This window comes from uncultured Mediterranea sp., assembly GCF_902493215.1.
GTDB lineage: Bacteria > Bacteroidota > Bacteroidia > Bacteroidales > Bacteroidaceae > Bacteroides.
Genome location: NZ_CABUOL010000007.1, coordinates 56,418 through 81,059, shown reverse-complemented (window position 1 = coordinate 81,059; position 24,642 = coordinate 56,418). Strand labels below are relative to the sequence as shown.

The following is a 24,642-nucleotide window of genomic DNA, read 5'->3' as shown; positions in this document are numbered from 1 at the left end:
TATTGAACTTTACCTACTAAGCCAGCTTGCTGGCTGATAATACTTTACCTCCTTTATTACCTTTAAAGCAGAATAAAAGACTATGAACAACGTATTTGTATATTGTGAGATGGACGGCTGCCATGTTGCCGACGTCAGTCTCGAACTTTTGACCAAAGGCCGTAAGTTAGCCAATGAACTGGGCTGCCAGCTGGAAGCCATCTGCGCCGGCACCGGCCTCGAAGGTGTAGAAAAACAAGTGTTGCCTTTCGGCGTAGACCGCGTACACGTGTTCGACGCCCCGGGCCTCTTCCCCTATACTTCCCTGCCCCACACTTCCATCCTTGTCAACCTGTTCAAGGAAGAGAAGCCTCAGATCTGCCTGATGGGTGCCACCGTCATCGGCCGCGACCTCGGCCCGCGTGTATCTTCGGCCCTGACCAGCGGACTGACCGCCGACTGTACCCAACTGGAAATCGGCAGCCACGAAGACAAGAAGCTCGGCAAGACTTACGACAAGCTTCTCTATCAGATCCGTCCCGCTTTCGGCGGTAACATCGTAGCCACCATCGTCAATCCCGAACATCGTCCGCAGATGGCTACCGTCCGCGAGGGTGTAATGAAGAAAGAAATCCTCGACCCCGACTATCAGGGCGAAGTAATCCGTCACGACGTGGCCAAGTATGTGCCCGAAACGGACTATGTAGTGAAGGTCATCGACCGCCACGTGGAGAAGGCCAAACACAACCTGAAGGGTGCTCCCATCGTAGTGGCCGGAGGTTACGGTATGGGCTCGAAGGAAGGCTTCGACATGCTGTTCGAACTGGCCAAGGAACTCCACGCCGAGGTAGGTGCCAGCCGTGCCGCCGTCGATGCCGGTTTTGCCGACCACGACCGTCAGATTGGCCAGACAGGTGTTACGGTTCATCCCAAACTGTACATCGCCTGCGGTATCTCCGGCCAGATCCAGCACATCGCCGGCATGCAGGATGCGGGTATCATCATCTCCATCAACAACGACGAGAATGCCCCCATCAACGCCATTGCCGACTATGTCATCAATGGAACGGTGGAAGAGGTAATTCCTAAAATGATTAAGTACTACAAAAAGAACAGTAAGTAGTTTTTATTCAGAAGTTATAGAAGTTAATGAAGTTATAGAAGTTAAAGCCGATAGTTATGTTATGACACAGAGTTTCAAAGATCTGATTGCTTGGCAGAAGGCACATGAATTTGTACTATTAGTATACAAGTTCACCAATACTTTCCCCAGCCATGAGCGCTTTGGATTGATGTCACAATTTCAACGTGCTGCGGTTTCCATTGCCGCAAACATTGCCGAAGGATATAAAAAGACTGGAAAATCAGACAAACTTCGATTAATGAATGTTGCACAAGGCAGTTTGGAAGAGTGCAGATACTATATACTTCTTTCTAAAGACCTGAAATACATTACTGAAGAAATTAGTTCAATATTAACAGAAAGAATAGAGAATGTCAGCCGCTTACTGAATGCCTATTGTAAGGCTGTTCAAGGCAGTAAGTTTGCCGATATAATAGAAGATTCATAAGCAAATCATTTGGCTTTAACTTCTACATGAACGAAGTGAATGGATAACTTCTTTAACTTCTCTAACTTCCTAAAAATAAAAAGTTATGCCCAATTTTTATACTGAACACCCGGAATTGCGCTTCCATCTGAACAACCCGCTGATGGAACGCATCTGCGAACTCAAGGAACGCGGATATAAAGACAAGGATGAGTACGACTACGCGCCGCAGGACTATGCCGACGCGATGGACTCATACGACAAAGTATTGGAAATCACCGGCGAGATTACCGGCGAAGTGATTGCTGCCAACGCAGAAGGTGTGGACCAGGAAGGTCCCCACTGCGCCAACGGCCGTGTGGAATATGCCAGCGGCACGAAACAGAACCTCGACGCCATGGTGAAGGCCGGTCTGAACGGCATGACCATGCCGCGCCGCTACGGTGGCCTCAACTTCCCCATCACTCCCTACACCATGTGTGCGGAGATCGTTGCCCAGGCCGATGCCGGCTTCGGCAACATCTGGTCATTGCAGGACTGTATCGAAACGCTGTATGAATTCGGCAACGAAGACCAGCACAGCCGTTTCATCCCCCGCATCTGCTCCGGCGAAACCATGTCTATGGACCTGACCGAGCCCGATGCCGGTTCCGACCTGCAGAGCGTCATGCTGAAAGCTACCTACGACGAAGCCAACCAGTGCTGGCGCCTGAACGGTGTGAAGCGATTCATCACCAACGGCGACGCCGACCTGCACCTCGTACTGGCCCGCTCCGAAGAAGGTACACACGACGGCCGCGGCCTCTCCATGTTCATCTATGACAAGCGCGACGGCGGTGTAGATGTACGCCGCATCGAGAATAAGCTCGGTATCCATGGTTCACCCACTTGCGAACTGGTTTACAAGAATGCCAAGGCCGAACTTTGCGGCGACCGCAAGCTGGGTCTGATCAAATATGTGATGGCGCTGATGAACGGTGCACGTCTAGGCATCGCCGCCCAGTCTGTCGGCCTCAGCCAGGCAGCCTACAACGAAGGTCTGGCCTATGCCAAGGACCGCAAGCAGTTCGGCAAGGCCATCATCGAGTTCCCCGCCGTTTACGACATGCTGGCTACGATGAAGGCCAAGCTCGACACCGGCCGCTCGCTGCTCTACCAGACTTCGCGCTACGTCGACATCTACAAGGCACTGGACGACATCGCCCGCGAACGCAAGCTGACGCCTGAAGAACGTCAGGAGCAGAAACGCTTTGCCAAGATGGCCGATGCCTTCACACCGCTGGCCAAGGGTATGAACTCCGAATATGCCAACCAGAACGCCTACGACTGTATCCAGATTCACGGCGGTTCGGGCTTCATGATGGAGTATGCCTGCCAGCGCATCTACCGCGACGCCCGCATCACGAGCATCTACGAAGGTACTACCCAGTTGCAGACGGTGGCTGCCATCCGCTACGTGACGAATGGCACGTACGCTTCTATCCTGCGCGAGTACGAACAAATCCCGTGCAGCGAAGCCATGCAGCCGCTGATGGACCGCGTAAAGGAGATGACCAACAAGCTGGAAGCCTGCACCAACGCCGTGAAGGAAGCCCAGAACCAGGAACTGCTCGACTTCACCGCACGCCGCCTCTACGAGATGGCTGCCGACTGCGTGATGTCACAGCTCATCATCCAGGACGCTACCAAGGCTCCCGAACTCTTCGCCCAGTCAGCACAAGTTTATGTCAACTACGCTGAAGCCGAAGTGGAGAAGCACTTCAACTTCATCCGCAAGTTCAAGGCAGAAGAGCTGGAAAGCTATCGCAAATAATTGACTTTACGTAAATAATGGAAAGAGGCGGTTCACTGATTAGAGTTGAACCGCCTCTTCTTGTTTGATTTTAAACACCTACATCTGGATGCAGAATTTGTGCAGATAACATCTGCACAAATTGAGATATCAAGCCGCAAAGCGCTCTACAATGTCCGATATTCTTCAAGAATTTCGGACATTTTATTGCTACATCAAGAGCTATATCGTATCTTTGCAACTAGAATCATTGTGGATATAAAGATGATACTGACAAAGGAAATACGAAACATCATAGACCGAAACGGACCGAACAGACTTTATATGGTGAGTGATTTTGCCCATCTGAATAATGATGGGCTAGTCACTCGTGCGCTTTCCCGATTAGAGAAAGAGAGTGTGCTCATTCGTCTTTCTCAAGGTCTATATTTATATCCATTACGGAATAAGTTCGGTGTACTTCGTCCCTCTATAGAAGATATCGCATACGCCATAGCGGAAAAGGATAAGGCTCGTATTATACCTAGTGGATTGACAGCATTGAACAAATTGGGACTTTCCACACAGGTCACGATGAATGCAGTCTATTTGACAGATGCCACAGCAAGGGAACTTACTATCGGAAACCGTAAAATCATATTCAAGCGCAGCGCACCTCGCAATTTTGCCTACAAGACAGACTTGTTCCCACTTATAGTCGCTGCCATGAAAGAATTAGGGAAAGATAACGTAACAGATGAACAGGTTGCCATCATAAAACAAGCCATTGAAAAATATGGTAGTCCTGATGAGATCAAATACGATTACAGCATTGCCCCGCAATGGATTAAACAAAGGCTTGCATTATGAATTTTACTAAGCTTACAAAAGAAGAACAACTTACCATTTTGGCTAATGTAGCCGAAGATAAAGGGATTGTGGACAATGCCGTAGAAAAGGACTATTGGGTCAGTATGGTGTTACGTGCCATATTTTCTTTGCCGTATGCAGCAGCTTTTGTTTTCAAGGGAGGAACAAGCCTTAGCAAAGGTTGGGGATTAATAGAACGGTTTTCAGAAGATATTGACCTTGCAATAGATCCCCAATATCTCGGCTTCACAAATATTGAGACTAAAAGTCAACGGACTAAGTTACGGAAAGACTCCAAGAAATTCATAGATGGCATTTTTGCGCTCGATGTTGAGAACAGATTAAAAGAGTTTGGGCTATCAGAGAGCTGTAAGGTCATAGTTCTGGAGACATCTGTCAGTGACCTTGACCCTGTAGTCCTGTTTGTCGAATATAATTCAGTGCTGCAAACGAAAATGCAATATATACCCGAGCGAGTCAAAGTTGAGATAAGTTGTCGTTCACTCATGGAACCGTCAGAAGATGTGAAAATGCGTTCTATGGTAGAAGAGGCTTATCCAGGTGAAGAGTTCTCATTACCTATATTCACTGTTCCTACCGTAGTGCCAGGACGAACATTCTTGGAAAAGGTTTTTCTTTTGCATGAAGAGTTTAACCGTCCCAATGGCTGTACGCATATCGAACGTATCACACGACACATGTATGACATTGTAAAGATGATGGATAAATCGTTTGCGATGGAAGCAATGCAGGATGTACAATTATACGAGGACATTGTGACTCATCGTAAAAAGTTCACGGCATGGAGTGGATTGGACTATACGAGTCATCTTCCACACACAATATCGTTTCTACCTCCTGAAAGCATCGAAGATGTTTTGCGTGACGACTATAAGCAGATGCAAATCGGCTTCATCTATACCGATGCACCTTCTTTCGATGAGATTATGGAGCGATTGAGTGAGTTGCAAAACAGATTTAGGGCATTGGTATGGAAAAATTATCGTTGACGACATGGTAGACATAAATGTTGATATAAACGAAACGGAGATATTCAATCTTTATCCTGAAGTACTCAAAGGCCATACAACAGGAATGAAAGAGGCGGTTCACTGATTAGAGTTGAGCCGCCTCTTCTTGTTTAATGAAGAATCATGTACAAATACCTGAAATACTAAAACAAGACATATTGTCCAATCATATAGAGTTCTTCACTTACCACTGCAAAAGTAACGAAGAGTACATATTTTATATTCCCAACACCAACGATGAACATCTTTTAGATAAAGAATGGATGAAAGGTTATCTAATTATCTAACAACTTCTAATGTATATTGGAATAAAAATAGTAATCGACTGCGTGATGCCAAAGTTCATCATTCAACGCGTTATAACAATTGCCAAACTCTTTGCCCAGTAGGCACAAGTGTACGCCATCTACGCCAGAATCAAAATGGGAGAAGCATTTCGATTTCATCTTCACATTCAAATTCAAAGCTAAAGAACTGGAAAGTTATCACAAATAATAACATACAGCCAATTCCTTTTTCTTAAGGTATCCCAGTTCCACAATCAAGATGCTTTTTTTATTTTTCTCTTCTATAGGTTAGCATGAAAATCGTATATTTGCAAGCAATACTTATAAAATAGAAAAACTATGCCCGCAAAATATGGAAATATACAGGAAGAGGAACTAAAAAACAAAGTGGCTCATGATTATTTCGCCAACTACGATAGTACCCCAATTATCGGAAAAATAGATTTCTGTATCGCCGTTCCACAAGATGGGGCAGAACTATTTGAGACAGAATCTTTATTATGGGCAGAAGCCAAGGCTGGGACAAAGAAAGACATTTATGAGTCGTTCGTACAATTAATCCTGACCATCGGAAAGGCGCGTACATTCGACCAGCATCTACCTCCTACCTTTCTAGGAGCATTTGATGCCGAAAAAATAGCATTCTTATCGTATACAAACATCATTGACGTGTTTTATCAGAACGATTTCAACTGGAATGTCACACCCAGCGACCACGAGACCAAAGAGTTCAAGCAACTGTACGAGCAGGTTAAAAGCAGTATTGAACGAGATGTGCTACTTTATCGTTTTGACACAGACGACAAGGAACTCCATAAATTCATCCGCAGTAATTTTATCGTTGGTAAATCACGTTTGTCAAAAATACGTATTAATAAGAACAACTTCACCCACGTCTATCAGAAATGGGTGAAAGAAGTAAAAGCAAAAATCAATATAGATTGGGATGTTGCCCAATCTGCGGGAATTCTTGATGTAGATTTTTATTTTGCAGATTTACTATCAAAAGATAATCTAACTTTAAAAGACAAGTTGTTCGTGTTATTGAAGAACGACCACTATATACTGGATCGTAGGATAAATGACACGGGATTAAAAGAAAACAAAATTGCAGAATTTCAAGACAATGGAATAGCTCATGCACAATTCTGGAACCGATATAGCCGCCCACCCAAGCGTGAATATTGGAACTTTATGATAGAACGTAGAGACATGTTGGTACCTCAAGACGTGCGAGAACGGAAAGGGTCATACTTTACACCACAAAAATGGGTAGAACTTTCCCAACAATATCTTGCCGCTGAATTAGGTGAGAACTGGCAAGATGAATATACCGTTTGGGATTGTGCTGCCGGAACGGGCAATTTGCTGAACGGATTAACCAACAAATATAATATCTGGGCTTCCACACTTGACCAAGCCGACGTAGATGTGATGCACGACCGTATTGTTAATGGTGCTAACCTACTGGACAGCCATGTATTCCAATTCGATTTTCTGAATGACCCATTCAATAAATTGCCGCAACCCTTACAAGATATCATCAACAATGAGGAAAAACGTAAGAAGTTAGTAATATATATTAATCCACCATATGCGGAAGCTGCCAATAAGCGTACTGTTACAGGAAACGGAGAGAATAAAACAAACGTAGCTGTTAAAAACCTGATGTATGAACAATACTCTTCAAAAATTGGCATTGCAGGACGCGAATTATTTGCACAATTCTTTATTAGAATTTATTATGAAATCCCTTCTTCGGTGCTTGCAGAATTTTCAAAGTTGAAAATTCTGCAAGCACCGAACTTTCGCGATTTCCGAGCAACATTCCGAGCGAAGCTCGGTCGAAATTTTTGTGTTCCAGCCGATACGTTTGACAATGTGAAAGGAAAATTTCCCATCGGTTTTTTCATCTGGCATCTTAACCAAAAAGAAGATTTCCAAAAAACAGTATCAAACGTATACGAAGATGATGGCGTATTTTTAGGTACAAAAACCATTTCAGTAGAGAACACATCAAAATCCATCAACGATTGGATTATAGAAACCCGAAATAGAGATGGAGAAAAAAGAATAGGTTACATGTCTGCTAAAGGTAATGACTTTCAAAATACCAATTATAACTTCATTATTAATGAAAAAAAACAATTGCCACACCCCCGTGGTACATGGATCACAGACAAAAACATCAAAGAAATTTCTATATACTTTGCTGTAAGACATTGTATTGAACCAACTTGGCTCAACGACCGCGATCAATTTCTCTATCCTAACGATGGCTGGCAGGTAGACGAAGAATTTCAGTCTGATTGCCTAGCATATACCCTATTCAACAACAACATACAAAGCCAATATGGAGTTAATCACTGGATTCCTTTCACCGAACAGGAAGTGGATGCAAAAGAAAAGTTTGAAAGCCACTTTATGAGCAATTATATTGCCGGAAAATGGCCAACACAAACAACTGTACAAGGTAGACTATGGGACAAAGACACGCAACCTCAACCAATTCTTTTTTCACCCGAAGCACAAGCTGTACTCAATGCCGGACGGAAACTATGGTGTTACTACCACACCCAGTCCGGTTCCAATCCCAATGCCGCGCTCTACGATATCCGCCTCTACTTTCAAGGAACAAATGACAAGGGCAAAATGAATGTTACCAGTACCGATAAGTATTACAACAGCCTCATCATCACTTTGCGTCAACGACTCAAGGAACTAGCTGGGAAAATAGAGCCAAAGGTCTACGAGTATGGGTTCCTTTTGAAATAATAAACTCTCCAACGTCATCATTTTTTTCGATGGCGCACACACTATTGCCAAGTTCTGCAAAACAAGCCTACCAGTGCAACAAAGCAACTGAAATTATGCAGAAACAGGCTGTACAATTACAGTCATTTAAAAATTGAAGTATCTACTTTGAAAGTTAGCCTATTATTCTTCCATCGTAGCTCGTAATACTCTTAAAAAATACGGAATTCCACAAGAGTTTCGTATTTTTTAAGAGAACATTTGTAACATGAAAAAGATTCAGAAGAAGATTGATAAACCTTTTCGTATAAAGAGGAAGAACCCCTCCACCAGCTTTGCCTACAACCAAGTGCCCCGCTCCTTTCCCATCACTTTAATGACAATTGCCTGTTGAAACAGATAATTATCCTACTGATGTTAGCAGAAGAAGAGCACAAAATCACTACTTCGCCTCAAAATGTAAAATAATCTAACCAAAAACGAATTTACTTTATCTAACCTCAATCTAAAAGCTCCTATAACTCAACTATGGAATGTTTCAAACCTAAGGGGTCTATGTTTCAAACATTCGACCCTTATGTTTGAAACATAGGCGGGTTAGGATTGAAACCGAGATTCGAAGCAGTTTTGAGAGGATATAAAAAGCACCGCCTTGAATGTAAACATAATTAACCACTACAAATTACAACCAGGCGAAACTGAAATATATCATTAAAGAAAGTAGATAGTTAGCTCCGTCAAGTCCATAGTTACGTCACTCAAGTAGGTAGTTAGGTCTGGAGAAGTTCCTCCTTTCCCCAGCTTAAACGATTGCTTTAGGCTGGGCAAAAGAAACGTTTAAGCTGGGAAAGGGATCAATGTCATCAGTACGTCAACGCCTCCTCGTGGTACGTGTCGAAGCACGGGTAGTGCTCCAACGGGCGGGGCTGGCAGAAGTCCACGCCCTGGAATATCGGATTGGGCGCGGCGGCCTGAGGCAGGATGAGATTGACCTTGGCATCCTCGCCTTCGAGGCGGACGTCGAACTTACCATCCTTATACGTATAGTAGAGTGTGCCGCAACCTATCTTGACTGAAGTCTGAAGTTCGGTAATCTCGGCGGGCAGCTTGGGTTCGACGGTCACCGTGCCGCTCATCAGGTCGGGGCGGATGCCGAGGAAATACTGGTACCACACGCGCAGCTGCTCGGAGTTGCTCCACGCTTGCAGGAACGTGCCCGAACGGCCTGCCCACGTTTTCCCTTCGCGCGGATGGGCATCGGCATTCTCGCTGAGGCTACCCACGGCGCCTTCGTGCAGGGCCTGGTGGTTCATGTTCTGGAAGAGCTTCCACGCCGTCTCCTGCTGGCCGTACTCAATCATGCGCTGCATGGCGATGCCGTTGTTCCACAACCAGACGGTACCGTTGTGATAGGCGTCGTCCTTATGATAGTAGTGCCAGTTCTCGTGCTGCGGATGGAACTGGAGGTCCCATTGCGCCAATGAGGCGACACCCCACGGATAGACCAGCTCCTCCCACACGCGGCAGGTGACGCGCTGCTTGAAATCATCGTCGGCTATCAGCTCGAAGCAATAGAACTGGTTGGGGCGGTACTGGAGGTCGGGGGTGCCGTCGGCATTCAGGTGGTCGTAGATGAGAAGACTGTCCTTGTTGCAATAGTCAGCCTCGAAGTTGCGGGCCAGGCGTACGGCGGCCTCGTGCCAGACTTCGGCGTGGGGCGCGTCGTCCATCAGACGGGCCAGGTGAGCGCCCGCTTCCAGCTGCTTGTACCACAGATACTGGATGTCGTTGGCACGGTTGCCGCGGGGCGAGCCGGGAATGCCATTGCGCTTCACGTCCATCCACGTGTCGGCATCAGCGTGCAGCAGGTAACCCTTCTCGTCGGTGTGGTGGCGTAGGCTCTGGTCGATGCTGAGGACGACGGAGGGATAGATGTCGCGCAGGAAGCTTCGGTCGCCCGAGTAGCGAAGCAACTCCTCGGCCTCGATGACGTAGCGCGGCGTGCCGTCGGCGGTGTTGTAGAGGATGCCCTCCAGGTTGGCACGGTTGGGGATGCGGCCACAGGTGACGGAAGTCGTGTCGCGGTCCTGCAACTTGGCGAAGTCCTTCAGGATGTCCTTGGTCACTTCAAACTGACCCGTGACGAGCGTGGCGCCCGGCATGGCGATGAACATGTCGCGGCCCCAATATTCGTTGAACCACGGCAGGCCGGCATAGATGCCCTTACCCTGCTGCTCGGTGATGAGCTCGTCCATGGTCAGGGTAATCCAGGCCAACGCCTTGTCCAGCTCGGGCAGGTTGGAGTGTAGCGGGTTGTTCTCGGTCACCAGGCGGTTCATGCGTGCCTTTCGCTGGGCCAGCCAGTCCGTCCCCTCCTTCCGATAGCCGGCGATGAGCGAGTCGCAATGTGCCTCCGTACCGTAGGCGATGAGGAAACCTCCGGCCGAAGCGGGTGCCTGCATGCGATTGTCCTTGAAACGGATGGCCACGGGCTTCAAAGGAACGACCTTCAGGCGGTTGTTCTCCGCTTCCTGCGGCGTGTAGCAGAGGGCATCGGCCCGACGCTCGGCGTCCTTCAGCAACGTTTCGTTCAGGGCGATGCCGATGCTGTCGCCCTGCACAGAATCTACGGCGATGCTCAGAATGGCGCGGTCGTCCACCATCGCCAGCGTCTCGACGGCATTCGCCCAGCGGCGCTCCAAGCGGTCGGGATAGACGCAGACCTGCGCATCGCGGCGCAACAGGGGCGTGCCGTCCACCGTCAGCGCATAGTCCGACAGGATGCGACGCTTGGCCTGGTTCCAGCCGGCATACCAGTCCGTGGGCTCGTCCTGATGCGTGCGTCCGTACCAGTAGCCCGCCTTCTTGTCGGTGTAGGAATATTCACGGTTTGCTTCGGGAGCGACCTCCACACCCAGCTCGTCAACCGTCAGTGCCGGGATGGAAGTTGTCTTGTCTGCCGCCCCGCACGACATCAGCACGGGAACGGCCAAGAGGGTAAGATAACGATGTTTCATAGCCTATGATAGTTTGTACTTATTTTTCCTTTTGCAATGATAGTCAAAATCTTCCAAACAACCATTATCCACCCTGCCAAACTGTCCCGATGCACATCAGCAAACGTTTTCGAATTCATACAAGGAAAGAAATGGCTTCAACATGGGGCAAGAAAAGAAGTGTCCGGACAACAAAAAAAAGAGAACACAAGCCACCTTCGCGTGACTTCTGTTCTCTTCCACTTTACCATCCAGGCACTTTCTTTTTTCAGGCTTCCGCCTCGCTTTTCCGGGAAGAAACCTTATCTTTGCCTGCATCTATATATATCCAATAAAAATCAAAGCATCATGGACATCCAGCACCAACCCCAGCAGCATCGCTTCACCCTGACACAGGAGGGCGAAACGGCCCATGTGGCCTACCGCATCGAAAACGGCGCGCTCGACATCCGCCACACCATCGTCCCCAAACCGCTCGAAGGGCGGGGCATCGCCTCGGCGCTCGTCAAGGCTGCCTACGACTATGCCCGCCAGCAGGGATATGCCTGCGTAGCTACATGCTCGTATGCCGTGCGCTGGCTAGAGCGCCACCCCGAATACAACGGAAAGCCCAGCCAGGAGTATTGCGGAGGCAACGCATGCGCACTCTGACGCGTGCCCCCGCCTCTCTGCCTTACTCGAACATCCGCAGACGGGTGCGCAGGTCGCGTATCTCGCGCTGCATGTCCTCCATGCGCTCCAGCAAGTGATGGATGGCATCGATACCCTCCATGTTGATGGAGAGGTCGTAGTACATGCGGCTGTAGCGCTCTACGTCAGGCAGCTGGGAGAAAGTGAGGCAGGGACGGCCCTCGTCGAACAGGAGGTCGATGAGCCCGTTTTCCTGCAGGAGGTCGATGAACGACGGCTCTATGTGGCACTTGTCACAATAATCGCTGACAACTATCAATTCATTCTGCATAACGGTAGTGTTTTTTAATTAGTTCATACGCTGAATTTTACGGAACATTTCCTTCTGCTCCTCTGTCAGGTTGGTAGGCAGCTGGACGTGGTAGGTCACTATCAAGTCGCCGAACTCGCCTTCCTTCTTGTAGACAGGGAATCCTTTGCCCTTGAGGCGTACCTTGGTGCCGCTCTGCGTACCCGGCTTTACCTTCAGTTTGACTTGCCCGTCCAGGGTATTGACCAGCAGGTCGCCGCCCAGCAGGGCCGTATAGAGGTCGGTGTTGACGTCGACATAGAGGTCGTCGCCCAGCCGCTTGAACACGGGGTCGTCGGGGATGACAAAGGTGATGTAGAGGTCGCCCGCAGGTCCTCCGTTCATGCCGGGGGCACCATAGCCCTTGAGCTTGATGACCTGCCCGTTGGCCACGCCGGCGGGGATGGTGATGCGCACCTGCTTGTCGCCTACGGTGAGCACCTGCTTGTGGGTCTGCGCGGCGTCGCGGAGCGAGAGGTCGAGTTCGGCCTGGTAATCCTGACCGCGGAAGCCTCCCTGCGCGCTCCTTCCGCTCCTTCCGCGATGTCCGAAGAGCTCCTCGAAGAAGTCGGAGAATCCGCCGGCATGGCTGCCCGTGAACTCCTGCCCGTCGGACGAATACCAATAGGTGCCGTTGCCGTCGGTGTGGAAGCCCTGTCCGCCGCCGAAGCCGCCTGCCTGCTGGCGGGCCTGCTTCTGCGCCTCGAACTCGTCGGCATGCTTCCAGTGCTCGCCGTACTCGTCGTACTTCTTACGCTTCTCGGGGTCGCTCAGCACCTCGTTTGCCTCGTTGATGGCCTGAAACTTTTCCTTGGCCGTGGGGTCGTTCGGGTTCAGGTCAGGATGAAACTTGCGCGCCAGCTTGCGGTACGCCTTCTTGATGTCATCCTGCGAGGCGCTTTTGTCCACGCCCAATACTTGGTAATAATCGATAAAAGCCATAGTTAATGATTGATGGTTAAAATGGTTAATGGTTCATATAATAAAAGCCGCGGCATCTCTCTGACAAGACACCGCGGCTGCTTATATGTTTAATGTATCAGGGGAAATCGGCCGATTACATCATGCCGCCCATGCCACCCATACCGGGGTTCATCGGCATTTCGGGCTTGTCTTCCTTCTTCTCGACGATGACACACTCCGTTGTGAGGAACATACCTGCAATAGAAGCGGCGTTCTCCAGGGCTACACGAGTCACCTTGGCGGGGTCTACCACGCCTGCGGCATGCAGGTTCTCGTACACGTCGGTACGTGCGTTGTAGCCAAAGTCACCCTTGCCTTCGCGAACCTTCTGAACAACCACGGCGCCTTCCTTGCCTGCGTTGGCACAGATCTGGCGGAGCGGCTCTTCGATGGCACGCTTGATGATGTGGATACCGGTCGTCTCGTCGGCGTTGTCGCCTTCCAGGCCTTCGAGGGAGTCGAGGGCACGGATGTAGGCTACACCACCGCCCGGCACGATACCTTCTTCGATGGCGGCACGTGTGGCACGCAGGGCATCGTCTACACGGTCTTTCTTTTCCTTCATTTCAACCTCGGATGCGGCACCTACATAGAGCACTGCCACACCGCCCGACAACTTGGCCAGACGTTCCTGGAGCTTCTCGCGGTCGTAGTCGCTCTTCGTGGCGGCAATCTGAGCCTTGATCTGCTCGCAACGCTCCTTGATGTTCTCCTTGGCACCGGCACCGTTCACGATGGTCGTGTTGTCCTTCGTGATGGTTACCTTCTCGGCGCTACCCAGCATTTCGATGGTAGCCTGTTCCAGTTTCAAGCCCTTCTCTTCGCTGATGACTACACCACCGGTCAGTACGGCGATATCTTCCAGCATTTCCTTACGACGGTCGCCAAAGCCCGGAGCCTTCACAGCACAGATCTTCAGCTGGCTGCGCAGACGGTTCACTACCAAGGTAGTCAACGCTTCGCTATCCACATCTTCTGCAATGACCAGCAGAGGACGGCCTGTCTGTACGGCGGGTTCGAGGATAGGCAGGAAATCTTTCAGGTTAGAAATCTTCTTGTCGTAGATCAGGATATAAGGTTTCTCCATCTCACATTCCATCTTCTCGGTATTGGTTACGAAGTAAGCTGACAGATAACCGCGGTCGAACTGCATACCTTCTACTACACCAATGGTAGTATCTGTACCCTTGGCTTCCTCGATGGTGATGACACCGTCCTTGGAAACCTTACGCATAGCGTCGGCAATGAGCTTACCGATAACCGGGTCGTTGTTGGCCGATACAGTACCTACCTGCTCGATCTTGTCGTAGTTGTCGCCTACCATTTCTGACTGAGACTTGATGGATTCAACCACCTTGGCAACAGCCTTGTCGATACCGCGCTTGATGTCCATAGGGCTGGCACCAGCCGTTACGTTCTTCAAGCCTTCGGCTACGATGGCCTGAGCCAGTACGGTAGCAGTTGTCGTACCGTCACCTGCATCGTCGCCAGTCTTCGAAGCGACTTCCTTAACCAGCTGTGCACCAGTATTCTGATAAGCGTCGGCCAGCTCCACTTCCTTGGCAACAGTCACACCGTCCTTGGTGATGTGGGGAGCACCGAACTTCTTCTCAATGATAACGTTACGGCCTTTCGGGCCCAGAGTTACTTTTACGGCGTTAGCCAGTGTGTCGATACCCTTCTTCAGTTGGTCGCGGGCATCTATATTGAACAAAATTTCTTTAGCCATGATTCTTTAATTTAATTGATAGTTGAGAATTGAATATTGAAAATTTATCCCAGTACGGCGAGTACGTCACTCTGACGCATAATCAGATATTTGGTACCGTCGAGTTCGATTTCCGTGCCGGCATACTTGCCATAAAGTACGTGGTCGCCTGCTTTCAGCACCATTTCCTCGTCCTTCGTACCGTTTCCGGCTGCAATCACTTCACCTTTCAGAGGTTTTTCCTTCGCTGTATCAGGAATGATGATACCGCCGATTGTCTTTTCTTCTGCGGGTGCAGGGAGTATCAGAACTCTGTCTGCCAATGGTTTGATGTTCATAGTCACTTTCGTTTTATATGTTATACTTTATTTTTCTTGTTTCTGCCTGCTTGACGCAAGCGAAAAAGAATATACGAAAAGTGTGCCAAACCTGTTTTGGCAGAAGAGGACTGCCAAAATGTCGCAAGGCCAATCCATATTGTCCGAAAACAAAAAACGCCTGCCCTCACTCGAGCAGACGTTCTATGCTACTTTCTTGCCAAAAGGCTTTGGTGGACCTGACCATCGAACTGCCCATATATAAAAGGAACAGAACTGCCAGAATGACCATTACTACGCCTATCAGCAAATTGTGTCTGTTTTCGTTCAACTGGATGGAAACCATATTTACCTCCTTCTTCTTTTTGTAATGTAACGGTACAAAGGTAGCGTCACGACGTTACATTTTTGTTTCACGCCCGATACAAATATACGAAAAAAGGAGCGGAATCCGCTCCTTTTTAATTGTATTTTGATTTTTTACCGCTCATTTGCGTACAGCCGCCACCAGTTCGGCTGGCGTGAGCAGGCATTGTTCGCCGCTTTCCATATTCTTCAGCGTCACCTTGCCCTCGTTCATTTCATTCTCACCCACCAGTGCCACGAAAGGAATACCCTTGGCATTGGCATAGCCCATCTGTTTCTTCATCTTGCTGGCATCGGGGAAGATTTCGGCCCGTATGCCTGCTGCGCGGACTTGTGCCAGTACTTGCATGGAGAAGGCGGCCTCTCTTTCACCAAAATTGATGAAGAGCAGCTGCGTGCCGTTCACGGCTTCCTTCGGATAAAGGTCGAGCTGGTTCAGCACATCGAAGATGCGATCGGCACCGAACGAGATACCCACACCACTCACGCCTGCCATACCAAAGACGCCTGTCAAGTTGTCATAACGCCCACCGCCGGTGATGCTTCCTATCTGTACGTCAAGCGCCTTCACTTCGAAGATGGCGCCCGTGTAGTAGTTCAGTCCTCGCGCCAACGTCAGGTCCAGTTCGATTTCGTTTTTCAGGCCCAATGCCTTCAGAGTGGATAGGATGAATTCGCTCTCGGCTACACCCTTCAAACCCGTTTCGCTGGCGGCCAGCACTTCTTTCAACGTAGCCAGCTTCTCTTCGTTTGTACCGCTGAGCAGGATGATGGGTTGCAACTTGGCGATGGCCTCATCGCCGATGCCCTTTTCGCGCAGTTCGGCATTCACGTTGTCCAGGCCTATCTTGTCCAACTTGTCGATGGCTACGGTGATGTCCACTATCTTGTCGGCCTCCCCGATAATCTCGGCAATACCCGTCAATATCTTGCGGTTATTGATCTTGATACACACGCGGATGCCGAAACGACTGAAGACAGTGTCCACAATCTGCATCAGCTCCACCTCGTTGAGCAACGAATCACTGCCCACCACGTCGGCGTCGCACTGGTAGAACTCGCGATAGCGTCCCTTCTGCGGACGGTCGGCCCGCCACACGGGCTGTATCTGGTAGCGCTTGAAGGGGAACGTCAGCTCGTCGCGATGCATCACCACGTAGCGCGCAAAGGGCACGGTCAAGTCGTAACGCAAGCCCTTTTCGCAGAACTTGCAGGCCAGCTTGGAAGCGTTGCGGCTCAGCAGCTCTTCGTCGGTCAGGCCGGAGAAGTAGTCGCCCGAGTTCTGTATCTTGAACAGGAGCTTGTCGCCCTCTTCGCCATACTTGCCCATCAGGGTAGAAAGCATTTCCATGGCGGGCGTCTCTATCTGTTGGAAGCCGTAGAGGTGGTACACATCGCGGATGGTGTTGAATATATAGTTGCGCTTCGCCATTTCTACGGGCGAAAAGTCGCGGGTTCCTTTCGGAATACAAGGTTTTGCTGCCATATTCGTATCAGTTACATTTCAAAATCGAGCCACAAAGTTACGGTATTTTATCAGAAGTTTCCAGCAAATCGGAAGCAAAATCGTATCGGAAACGTCATTTTCCATCTGTCTTTAAATCGATTTATCTTCTCAATCTACAGAAAACAAGCACCGCATCACCAATCAGAAAGCACCGCTTTGCCTGTACGAAAGTACCGTTTTACCACCCGCAAACCAGTGCATTAGTTTTATTAACACGAAATCCGTGTTTTGTTAACAGAATTTTAAGTCTTAACAGAGACACTTTTTTGGCATTCGACCGAATGTGGCTTATCTTTGCAAAAAAAACAAAAAGAAAACATGAAGCAAATCCTTATTACCCTGTTCTGCTGCCTCCTGACGCTGGCAGCCTATGCTCAAGGCGGAAAACCGCTCACGCTCAAGGACGTCGTGACGGGCACGTTCCGCGTGGAGAACATCTACGGAGTCATCCCCATCCCCGGCGACGGCGAGCACTACTCGCAGATGAACGCCGAGGGTACGCAGATCATCAAATATTCCTTCAAGACCGGCAAGCAGGTGGAAGTGCTGTTCGACGCCGCCACTGCCCGCGAGTGCCCCTTCAAGCGCTTCGACAGCTACAGCTTCTCGCCGGACGGTACGATGCTGCTCATCGCCACCGAGACGACACCCATTTATCGCCGCTCGTACACGGCCGTACACTACCTGTACAGCCTGAAGCGCAACCTTGAGGGGAAAATCAACAACGTGGTGGAGAAACTTTCCGACGGCGGACCGCAGCAGGTGCCTGTATTTTCGCCGGACGGCTCGATGGTGGCCTTCGTACGCGACAACAACATCTTCCTCGTGAAGCGCTACTTCGGCAACAGCGAGAGCCAGGTGACCAAGGACGGCGAACGCAACAAGATTATCTACGGCACGCCCGACTGGGTGTACGAAGAGGAGTTCTCCTACAACCGTGCCCTGGAGTTCAGCGCCGACAGCAAGATGCTGGCTTTCGTGCGCTGGGACGAGAGCGAAGTAAAATCTTACTCCTTCCCCGTCTTTGCCGGCGACAAGCCCCACATCAAGGCCTACGAAAAGTACCCCGGCGCCTATGAATACAAGTACCCCAAGACGGGCGAAGCCAACTCGAAGGTCAGCGTCCATACGTTCGACATCAAGAGCCGCGTTATCCGCCAGATTGACGTACCCTTGGATGAAGACGGATACATCCCCCGCATCCGCTTCACCCGCGACCCCGAGAAGCTGGCCATCATGACGCTGAACCGCCATCAGAACCGCCTCGACCTGTACATGGCCAATCCGCGCAGCACCGTCTGCAAGCTGGTGCTCCGCGACGAGAGCGACAAGTACATCAAGGAGAACGTCTTCGACCAGATACGCTTCTACGACGACCACTTCAGCTTCGTCAGCGAGCGCAGCGGCTACAATCACCTCTACTGGTACAGCCTGTCGGGAAGCCTGGTGAAGCAGGTCACTTCGGGCAACTTCGAAGTAAAAGATTTCTTGGGTTACGACCCGCAGGAAGGCTCCTTCTACTACACCAGCAACGAGGAGAGCCCCATGCGTACCGCCGTCTATAAGACCGACCGCAAGGGCAAGAAACTGAAGCTGTCCACGCAACAGGGCACCAACTCGGCCCAGTTCAGCACGGACATGAAGTACTACTTGAACCGCTACACCAGCCTCGACACACCGATGGTCATCACGCTGAACAACAACCGCGGACAGGTGCTCACCACCCTGGTGGACAACCAGAAGCTCCGTGCCCAGCTGGCCGAATATAACCTGCCGAAGAAGGAATTCTTCAGCTTCACCACTACCGACGGTACTCAGCTGAACGGCTGGATGATGAAACCCACCGACTTCTCGGCTTCCAAGAAATATCCCGCTCTACAATATCAGTATAGCGGCCCCGGCTCGCAACAGGTGCTCGACGCCTTCGGTATCAGCTGGGAGACGTTCATGGCCTCTCAGGGCTACATCGTGGTTTGCGTGGACGGACGAGGCACGGGCGGACGCGGCGCCGACTTCGAGAAGTGCACGTACCTGAACCTGGGCGTCAAGGAAGCCCGCGACCAGGTGGAGACAGCCCTCTACCTGGGTAGCCTGCCCTACGTGGACAAGAGCCGCATCGGTATCTGGGGCTGGAGCTTCGGCGGCTACATGACTATCATGAGTATGAGCGAGGGTACCCCCGTGTTTAAGGCAGGTGTAGCCGTGGCAGCCGTGACCGACTGGAACTACTACGACACCGTCTATGGCGAACGCTTCATGCGCACGCCGCAGGAGAATGCCGAGGGCTACAAGGCATCGTCGGCCTTCACCCGCGCCGACAAACTGCACGGACGCCTCCTGCTGGTACACGGCATGGCCGACGACAACGTGCACTACCAGAACTGCGCCGAGTATGCCGAACACCTGGTTCAGCTGGGCAAGCAGTTCGACATGCAGGTCTATACCAACCGCAACCACAGCATCTTCGGCGGCAACACGCGCATGCACCTGTACACGCGGCTGACAGAGTTCTTCAAAAACAATTTGTAACAACCGGATAAATGGCACGCAGATGACACAGATTAAAACGGATTTACGCAGATAATTAATTAAAAATCTGCGGTCATCTGCTTCATCTGTGTCATCTGCGTGCCATCCTCACACACTATCCACACGTTTATGGAACGAGTACGTAAGCCTGAATGGCTCAAGATAAGCATCGGCGCCAACGAACGCTATACTGAGACGAAACGCATCGTCGAGTCACATTGTCTGCACACCATCTGCAGCAGCGGCCGATGTCCCAACATGGGCGAATGCTGGGGGCGGGGCACGGCTACCTTCATGATAGGCGGCAACATCTGTACCCGCAGCTGTAAGTTCTGCAACACGCAGACAGGACGCCCCCTACCCCTCGACCCGCAGGAACCCACGCACGTGGCCGAGTCGGTGCGGCTGATGAAGCTCTCGCACGCCGTGGTGACCTCCGTCGACCGCGACGACCTGCCCGACCTGGGCGCCGCCCACTGGGCACAGACCATTGCTGAGATACGTCGCCTGAACCCCGAAACCACGCTTGAGGTGCTGATACCCGACTTCCAGGGGCGCAGGGAGCTGGTGGAGCAGGTCATCGAAGCGAGGCCCGACATCATCAGCCACAACATGGAGACCGTACGTCGCCTCAGTCCCTTGGTGCGCAGCGCAGCCCGCTACGACACGAGCCTCGAGGTGATACGTCAGATTGCTGCCAGTGGCATCACGGCCAAGTCGGGTATCATGGTGGGGCTGGGCGAAACGCCTGCCGAGGTAGAAGAACTGATGGACGACCTTCGTGCCGCCGGCTGCCAGATCATGACCATCGGTCAGTATCTGCAACCCTCACACCGTCATTACCCTGTGGCCGAATACGTTACTCCCGAGCAGTTCAAGCGCTACGAAGAAACGGGCCTGGCGAAAGGCTTCACGCAGGTGGAAAGCGGGCCGCTGGTGCGTTCGTCCTACCATGCGGAAAAGTCGCTCCGCTACCTGAAGAAATAGAAAAAAGAGGCTGAACAACTCAGCCTCTTTTTTGTTTAAAAGGGAAAAAGCGATAGAACCATGAGCCGACAAAGTATATTATCCTTCAAACACAACATGGCATGGGGTTTCATCCCTGTTCTGCTGTCCATGATACTGTCCGAGTTTGCTCCGCTGGGCACGGCCATCTATGCGGGCGCTCTGCTGGGCATTGTCCTCTCTGTCTATACTTTTCTGCGGAAAGAAAACCACCTGCCGCAGATTCTGCTCTATGGCATTACCGTTATGCTGGTGATACTGGCCGTCACCTATTACTTCTACGCCGCAAGCTGCCAGCCGCAATGGTATCCCTTCACGCTCGAGGTGGGTACCCTCCTGCTGATTCTGCTCTTCTATCTGTATCGCAAACCGCTGACGGCCTGTTACAACTCGAAACGCCGGTCGTCGGCTAAAAGTATCGAGGCCACCATCGTTTCGGCCCGTGTCGTGTTGCTTTTCGGTGCTGTCCATCTGCTGGCCCTGCTGCTGGCCCGCGCTTCCTTCTTTCAGGGCGAGGCGAGTTTCATGCTTCATCACGTGGCGCCGCCGGCAGTGTTCATCCTCAGCATACTGTTCAACCAGATGGGTATCAGCTACTTCAACCGCCTGATGAAGCGGACGGTCTTTGTCCCAGTCGTCAATGCCGAAGGCCATGTGACAGGCAAGGCGCTGGCTTCCGATGCCTTGAGCAAGAAGCAGAAATACATGATACCCTTTGTACGTGTGGCCGTTACGCTGAACGGCATGCTCTACCTCTGTCCGCGCCCCCACAGTGCTGGTTTCGAGCAGGGCAGAACAGACTTGCCCGTCGAAGGCTTCCTGCTCTATGGCGAAACGCTGAAACAAGGCATCCAACGGCTGGTGAGGCAGGTACTGCCCGACATATCCATGCACGATCTCAAGTTCAACTTCAAATATGTTCTGAACAACGAAGCGACCAACCGCCTGGTGTATGTATTTACGCTGACCCTTGACCACGAAAGCCAGTTGGGCCGCCACAAAGGGAAGCACGGCAAGCTGTGGACCATCCAGCAGATTGAGCAGAACATCGGTCAGAATTACTTCTGCCATTGCTTCGAGGACGAATACAATCGGGTGTTTTCGATGATAGACGCGTGCAGGGGTAGGAAAGCTTCTCTCTCCGAGGCTCACTGATAGAGCAGGAAGATGCAGGGTATTTTGGTCAGGTCGGGTGTGTGACCCTTCCATTCCTTGACCGTGCGTGTGCGGATGAATTCTCCTTCGCACGTGATGTTAGCCGCAATGCAAAGTTTCGTTTGTGGACGGCAGTTCTGGAGAATGTCTTCCAGCATCTTGTTGTTGCGGTAGGGTGTTTCGATGAAGAGCTGCGTCTGGTGTTCGGCATAGACGCGTTGTTCGAGCTGCTTCAGCTTTTTGGCGCGTTCGGCCGGCTCGATGGGCAGGTAGCCGTTGAAGGCAAAGCTCTGTCCGTTGAAGCCCGAACCCATGACCGAAAGGATGATGGACGAAGGTCCTACAAGCGGTACCACCTTCAAGCCCTTGCGTTGGGCAATGGCCACCACATCGGCACCCGGATCGGCCACGGCAGGACAACCCGCTTCGGAAATGACTCCCATCGAAAGGCCTGCCTCGAGCGGCTTCAAGTAACCTGAGATGGCTTCGGGCGACGTATGCTTGTTGAGCGGATAGAAGGTCTGGGCATCGATGTCAATATCCTTGTCCACCTTCTTCAGAAAGCGACGGGCCGAACGGACATCCTCCACAATGAAGTGGCGGATACCGACAATGATTTCCTTGTTATATCCAGGCAAGACTTTCTCCCAAGGAGTGTCACCCAAGGTAACGGGCAGCAGATAGAGTGCAGTTTCCATCGGTTGAATAGAGAATTAAAAAATGAAAATTGATAATTGAGCATGGAAAGTTATAGGAGTGAAGCTCCATTCTCCATTTTCAATTATCAATTCTCAATTAAAAAAGTTTATCCGTAGATGATGTTTCCGTTGGCATCCTTGTATTCGTCGAGACCCTTCTCGTAAGTAGCCATGGCACGGAGGCTCATACCCACGCTGGAGAAACCTCCGTCGTGGTAGAGGTTTTGCATGGTGACCTTGCGGGTGAGGTCGGAGAACATCACGATACAATAGTCGGCACACTCGTCGGCCGAGGCGTTACCCAGCGGCGACATGCGGTTGGCAAAGTCGAACAGCTTGTCCATGCCCTTCACGCCCGAGCCGGCCGTAGTCATTGTGGGCGACTGGGAGATGGTGTTGACACGCACGTGGTGTTCGCGTCCGTAAATGTATCCGAAGCTGCGTGCGATGGACTCGAGCAGAGCCTTGGCATCAGCCATGTCGTTGTAGCCGTAGAATGTACGTTGGGCAGCTACGTAGCTCAGCGCCAGGATAGAGCCGTAGTCGGCAATGGCGTTCAGCTTCTTGGCAGCCTGTATCATCTTGTGGAAAGACACGGCGGAGATGTCCAGTGTCTTGCTCAGCATATCATAATCCAAGTCGTCGTATGTACGTTTCTTGCGCACGTTGGGAGACATTCCGATGGAGTGGAGCACAAAGTCTACCGGTCCGCCCAGCACTTCCATGGAGCGCTTGAACACGTTCTCCAGATCTTCTACGCTGGTGGCGTCGGCGGGGATTACTTCGCAATGCAACTTCTCGGCCAGGGCAGACACTTCGCCCATGCGGACAGCTACAGGAGTGTTAGACAGTGTAATGGTTGCACCCTCTTCAACAGCTTTCTCTGCAACCTTCCAGGCAATGGACTGCTCGTTCAGAGCGCCGAAAATGATGCCTCTTTTTCCTTTCAATAAATTGTAACTCATACCTATTAAATAAAATTCACGGTGCAAAGATAGTGCAAACCGAGGGAAGTACAAAGTGAAAACGCCGTTTTCAACATTTTTACTTCCGAGGTAACGGCTGTATTGCCCGAACCAGCTATGCAAAGCGATGTTTTACGGGCAGGAAAAGGTCGTTTTCTTCTTTGTAAAACACTGCTTTTTCTATCTGCTCTCATCGTCCTATCGAAATAAATGCTACTTTTGCGCAAAAATCAGAAGAACTGAAAGGAGAACATCAACGATGAAAAAACTGGTAATATTCGATCTGGACGGCACCCTGCTGAATACTATTGCCGACCTGGCCCAAAGCACCAACTATGCCCTCAGCGAGCTGGGCTTTCCTACACACGACGAATCGGCCTACAAGTTCATGGTAGGCAACGGCATCAACAAGCTCTTCGAACGCGCCCTGCCCGAAGGATGGAAAACGGAGGAAAATATCCTCAAGGTACGTTCCCTTTTTGTCCCCCACTACGACCTGCACAATGCCGACAAGAGTTGTCCGTACGCAGGCATCGTCGAACTGCTCGAAAGGTTGCAGGCCAACGGCATCCTGCTGGCGGTGGCTTCGAACAAATACCAGTCGGCCACGCGCAAGCTCATCGCCCACTATTTCCCCGCCATTCGTTTTGTCGCCGTCTATGGCCAACGCGAAGGCATCAGCCCCAAACCCGACCCGACGATTGTCCATGACATCTTGAAAGATACAGGTGTGTCCGTCGAAGATACGCTCTACGTAGGCGATTCGGCCGTCGATATGCAGACAGCACTCAATGCTCGTGTCACTGCCTGTGGGGTGACGTGGGGATTCCGTCCGCGCACCGAGCTGGAAGCTCTCTGCCCCAAGTATCTGGTGGACAAGGCGGAAGAAATCGGCGATATTGTCTTGGGATAGACTTTCTTTCCGACGATTGCCGGGGCATTTCTTTTGAATGAAAAAACATGACAATGAAAGCTCCTCTCTTGAAGGACCATCCGATTCCAGCCGCCGTATCTTCATCCATTGCACAGGAGGCTGCCTGCCTACGTCCTCTGACAAAGGTTATTGTAGGAAAATCTGGTGCACTTTTTAAAGGCAAAATAGGAGTGGCGGCGGTTTTCGTGTGCGAGAACGAGTCTTTTTGTGCACGCAAACGGCAAAAAAGATATAAAATCATCCCTTTTTCCAATAATTAAAGGCTTTCTTTTTTGAAT

Annotated in this window: 20 protein-coding genes; 12 read left to right on the top strand and 8 right to left on the bottom strand. The window is 50.8% G+C overall.

Annotated features, from left to right (window positions below; translation table 11 throughout):
• Positions 1-82: 82 nt before the first annotated feature.
• The 6 genes from RDO88_RS06250 (at position 83) to RDO88_RS06225 (ending at position 8,263) form a co-directional block, all read left to right on the top strand.
• Positions 83-1,102 carry an FAD-binding protein gene (locus RDO88_RS06250; RefSeq protein ID WP_307758558.1) on the top strand — a complete coding sequence of 340 codons (1,020 nt, stop codon included), beginning with the start codon at positions 83-85 and terminating at the stop codon, positions 1,100-1,102.
• Positions 1,103-1,163: 61 nt separating this feature from the next.
• Entirely contained in the window at positions 1,164-1,550 is a 387-nt protein-coding gene (locus RDO88_RS06245) for a four helix bundle protein (protein WP_307758557.1), read from the top strand.
• Between the two features lie 85 nt (positions 1,551-1,635).
• The gene (locus RDO88_RS06240; RefSeq protein WP_307758556.1) at positions 1,636-3,342 is read left to right on the top strand and encodes an Acyl-CoA dehydrogenase C-terminal domain-containing protein; all 1,707 of its coding nucleotides are present in this window, start codon (positions 1,636-1,638) and stop codon (positions 3,340-3,342) included.
• 243 nt (positions 3,343-3,585) lie between these two features.
• Entirely contained in the window at positions 3,586-4,170 is a 585-nt protein-coding gene (locus tag RDO88_RS06235) for a DUF6088 family protein (RefSeq protein ID WP_022019864.1), read from the top strand.
• Positions 4,167-5,180 (top strand): nucleotidyl transferase AbiEii/AbiGii toxin family protein, encoded by a 1,014-nt coding sequence (locus RDO88_RS06230; RefSeq protein ID WP_307758555.1) that lies wholly within the window; start codon positions 4,167-4,169, stop codon positions 5,178-5,180. Before RDO88_RS06235 ends, RDO88_RS06230 begins: the two co-directional genes overlap by 4 nt.
• Before the next feature lie 647 nt (positions 5,181-5,827).
• On the top strand, positions 5,828-8,263 hold the full coding sequence (locus RDO88_RS06225; RefSeq protein ID WP_307758554.1) for a hypothetical protein: 2,436 nt from the start codon (positions 5,828-5,830) through the stop codon (positions 8,261-8,263).
• An 842-nt stretch (positions 8,264-9,105) separates the two neighbouring features.
• Here the strand turns inward: RDO88_RS06225 and RDO88_RS06220 are convergent.
• Positions 9,106-11,259, bottom strand: coding sequence for an amylo-alpha-1,6-glucosidase (locus RDO88_RS06220; protein ID WP_307758553.1), 2,154 nt, complete (start codon positions 11,257-11,259; stop codon positions 9,106-9,108).
• A gap of 327 nt (positions 11,260-11,586) precedes the next feature.
• Between RDO88_RS06220 and RDO88_RS06215 the strand changes: the two genes are divergently transcribed.
• Positions 11,587-11,889 carry a GNAT family N-acetyltransferase gene (locus RDO88_RS06215; RefSeq protein WP_072546013.1) on the top strand — a complete coding sequence of 101 codons (303 nt, stop codon included), beginning with the start codon at positions 11,587-11,589 and terminating at the stop codon, positions 11,887-11,889.
• A 22-nt stretch (positions 11,890-11,911) separates the two neighbouring features.
• Here RDO88_RS06215 and RDO88_RS06210 read toward each other — a convergent pair whose 3' ends face one another.
• The 5 genes from RDO88_RS06210 to hisS form a co-directional block, all read right to left on the bottom strand.
• Positions 11,912-12,199 carry a chaperone modulator CbpM gene (locus tag RDO88_RS06210; RefSeq protein WP_072546014.1) on the bottom strand — a complete coding sequence of 96 codons (288 nt, stop codon included), beginning with the start codon at positions 12,197-12,199 and terminating at the stop codon, positions 11,912-11,914.
• An 18-nt stretch (positions 12,200-12,217) separates the two neighbouring features.
• On the bottom strand, positions 12,218-13,159 hold the full coding sequence (locus RDO88_RS06205) for a DnaJ C-terminal domain-containing protein (protein ID WP_307758552.1): 942 nt from the start codon (positions 13,157-13,159) through the stop codon (positions 12,218-12,220).
• A gap of 115 nt (positions 13,160-13,274) precedes the next feature.
• Complete coding sequence (gene groL, locus RDO88_RS06200) at positions 13,275-14,909, bottom strand: chaperonin GroEL (protein WP_307758551.1); 1,635 nt, start codon at positions 14,907-14,909, stop codon at positions 13,275-13,277.
• Positions 14,910-14,953: 44 nt separating this feature from the next.
• The gene (locus RDO88_RS06195) at positions 14,954-15,226 is read right to left on the bottom strand and encodes a co-chaperone GroES (protein ID WP_021847043.1); all 273 of its coding nucleotides are present in this window, start codon (positions 15,224-15,226) and stop codon (positions 14,954-14,956) included.
• A 466-nt stretch (positions 15,227-15,692) separates the two neighbouring features.
• A complete protein-coding gene (gene hisS / locus RDO88_RS06190) occupies positions 15,693-17,057 on the bottom strand; it encodes a histidine--tRNA ligase (RefSeq protein ID WP_307758550.1) in 1,365 nt (454 codons plus the stop codon).
• 339 nt (positions 17,058-17,396) lie between these two features.
• Between hisS and RDO88_RS06185 the strand changes: the two genes are divergently transcribed.
• From RDO88_RS06185 to RDO88_RS06175, 3 genes are all read left to right on the top strand, one after another.
• Positions 17,397-19,607, top strand: a complete 2,211-nt coding sequence (locus tag RDO88_RS06185; RefSeq protein ID WP_307758549.1) for a DPP IV N-terminal domain-containing protein — start codon at positions 17,397-17,399, stop codon at positions 19,605-19,607.
• 129 nt (positions 19,608-19,736) lie between these two features.
• On the top strand, positions 19,737-20,594 hold the full coding sequence (lipA, locus tag RDO88_RS06180; protein WP_307758548.1) for a lipoyl synthase: 858 nt from the start codon (positions 19,737-19,739) through the stop codon (positions 20,592-20,594).
• Positions 20,595-20,654: 60 nt separating this feature from the next.
• Entirely contained in the window at positions 20,655-21,767 is a 1,113-nt protein-coding gene (locus tag RDO88_RS06175; RefSeq protein ID WP_307758547.1) for a hypothetical protein, read from the top strand.
• Here the strand turns inward: RDO88_RS06175 and RDO88_RS06170 are convergent.
• Both RDO88_RS06170 and RDO88_RS06165 read right to left on the bottom strand, forming a co-directional pair.
• Entirely contained in the window at positions 21,761-22,465 is a 705-nt protein-coding gene (locus tag RDO88_RS06170) for an SAM-dependent methyltransferase (protein WP_307758546.1), read from the bottom strand. The two genes, RDO88_RS06175 and RDO88_RS06170, sit on opposite strands and share 7 nt — an antisense overlap.
• 107 nt (positions 22,466-22,572) lie before the next feature.
• Positions 22,573-23,430: an SDR family oxidoreductase gene (locus tag RDO88_RS06165; protein WP_307758545.1), complete on the bottom strand. Its 858-nt coding sequence runs from the start codon at positions 23,428-23,430 to the stop codon at positions 22,573-22,575.
• A gap of 259 nt (positions 23,431-23,689) precedes the next feature.
• On the opposite strand from RDO88_RS06165, the gene RDO88_RS06160 reads away from it, so the two are divergent.
• Positions 23,690-24,343 carry an HAD-IA family hydrolase gene (locus RDO88_RS06160; protein WP_307758544.1) on the top strand — a complete coding sequence of 218 codons (654 nt, stop codon included), beginning with the start codon at positions 23,690-23,692 and terminating at the stop codon, positions 24,341-24,343.
• A gap of 47 nt (positions 24,344-24,390) precedes the next feature.
• Positions 24,391-24,624: a hypothetical protein gene (locus tag RDO88_RS06155; RefSeq protein WP_307758543.1), complete on the top strand. Its 234-nt coding sequence runs from the start codon at positions 24,391-24,393 to the stop codon at positions 24,622-24,624.
• Positions 24,625-24,642: the final 18 nt, after the last annotated feature.

Bases quoted from the DNA above. Each gene is read 5' to 3' on its own strand.
- RDO88_RS06205 (WP_307758552.1), bottom strand. From the start codon at position 13,159: ATGGCTTTTATCGATTATTACCAAGTATTGGGCGTGGACAAAAGCGCC.
- RDO88_RS06195 (WP_021847043.1), bottom strand. From the start codon at position 15,226: ATGAACATCAAACCATTGGCAGACAGAGTTCTGATACTCCCTGCACCC.
- groL (WP_307758551.1), bottom strand. From the start codon at position 14,909: ATGGCTAAAGAAATTTTGTTCAATATAGATGCCCGCGACCAACTGAAG.
- RDO88_RS06160 (WP_307758544.1), top strand. From the start codon at position 23,690: ATGAAAAAACTGGTAATATTCGATCTGGACGGCACCCTGCTGAATACT.
- RDO88_RS06235 (WP_022019864.1), top strand. From the start codon at position 3,586: ATGATACTGACAAAGGAAATACGAAACATCATAGACCGAAACGGACCG.
- RDO88_RS06170 (WP_307758546.1), bottom strand. From the start codon at position 22,465: ATGGAAACTGCACTCTATCTGCTGCCCGTTACCTTGGGTGACACTCCT.
- RDO88_RS06175 (WP_307758547.1), top strand. From the start codon at position 20,655: ATGAGCCGACAAAGTATATTATCCTTCAAACACAACATGGCATGGGGT.
- RDO88_RS06215 (WP_072546013.1), top strand. From the start codon at position 11,587: ATGGACATCCAGCACCAACCCCAGCAGCATCGCTTCACCCTGACACAG.
- RDO88_RS06240 (WP_307758556.1), top strand. From the start codon at position 1,636: ATGCCCAATTTTTATACTGAACACCCGGAATTGCGCTTCCATCTGAAC.
- RDO88_RS06165 (WP_307758545.1), bottom strand. From the start codon at position 23,430: ATGAGTTACAATTTATTGAAAGGAAAAAGAGGCATCATTTTCGGCGCT.
- RDO88_RS06250 (WP_307758558.1), top strand. From the start codon at position 83: ATGAACAACGTATTTGTATATTGTGAGATGGACGGCTGCCATGTTGCC.
- RDO88_RS06185 (WP_307758549.1), top strand. From the start codon at position 17,397: ATGAAGCAAATCCTTATTACCCTGTTCTGCTGCCTCCTGACGCTGGCA.
- RDO88_RS06225 (WP_307758554.1), top strand. From the start codon at position 5,828: ATGCCCGCAAAATATGGAAATATACAGGAAGAGGAACTAAAAAACAAA.
- RDO88_RS06210 (WP_072546014.1), bottom strand. From the start codon at position 12,199: ATGCAGAATGAATTGATAGTTGTCAGCGATTATTGTGACAAGTGCCAC.
- hisS (WP_307758550.1), bottom strand. From the start codon at position 17,057: ATGGCAGCAAAACCTTGTATTCCGAAAGGAACCCGCGACTTTTCGCCC.
- lipA (WP_307758548.1), top strand. From the start codon at position 19,737: ATGGAACGAGTACGTAAGCCTGAATGGCTCAAGATAAGCATCGGCGCC.
- RDO88_RS06230 (WP_307758555.1), top strand. From the start codon at position 4,167: ATGAATTTTACTAAGCTTACAAAAGAAGAACAACTTACCATTTTGGCT.
- RDO88_RS06245 (WP_307758557.1), top strand. From the start codon at position 1,164: ATGACACAGAGTTTCAAAGATCTGATTGCTTGGCAGAAGGCACATGAA.
- RDO88_RS06155 (WP_307758543.1), top strand. From the start codon at position 24,391: ATGACAATGAAAGCTCCTCTCTTGAAGGACCATCCGATTCCAGCCGCC.
- RDO88_RS06220 (WP_307758553.1), bottom strand. From the start codon at position 11,259: ATGAAACATCGTTATCTTACCCTCTTGGCCGTTCCCGTGCTGATGTCG.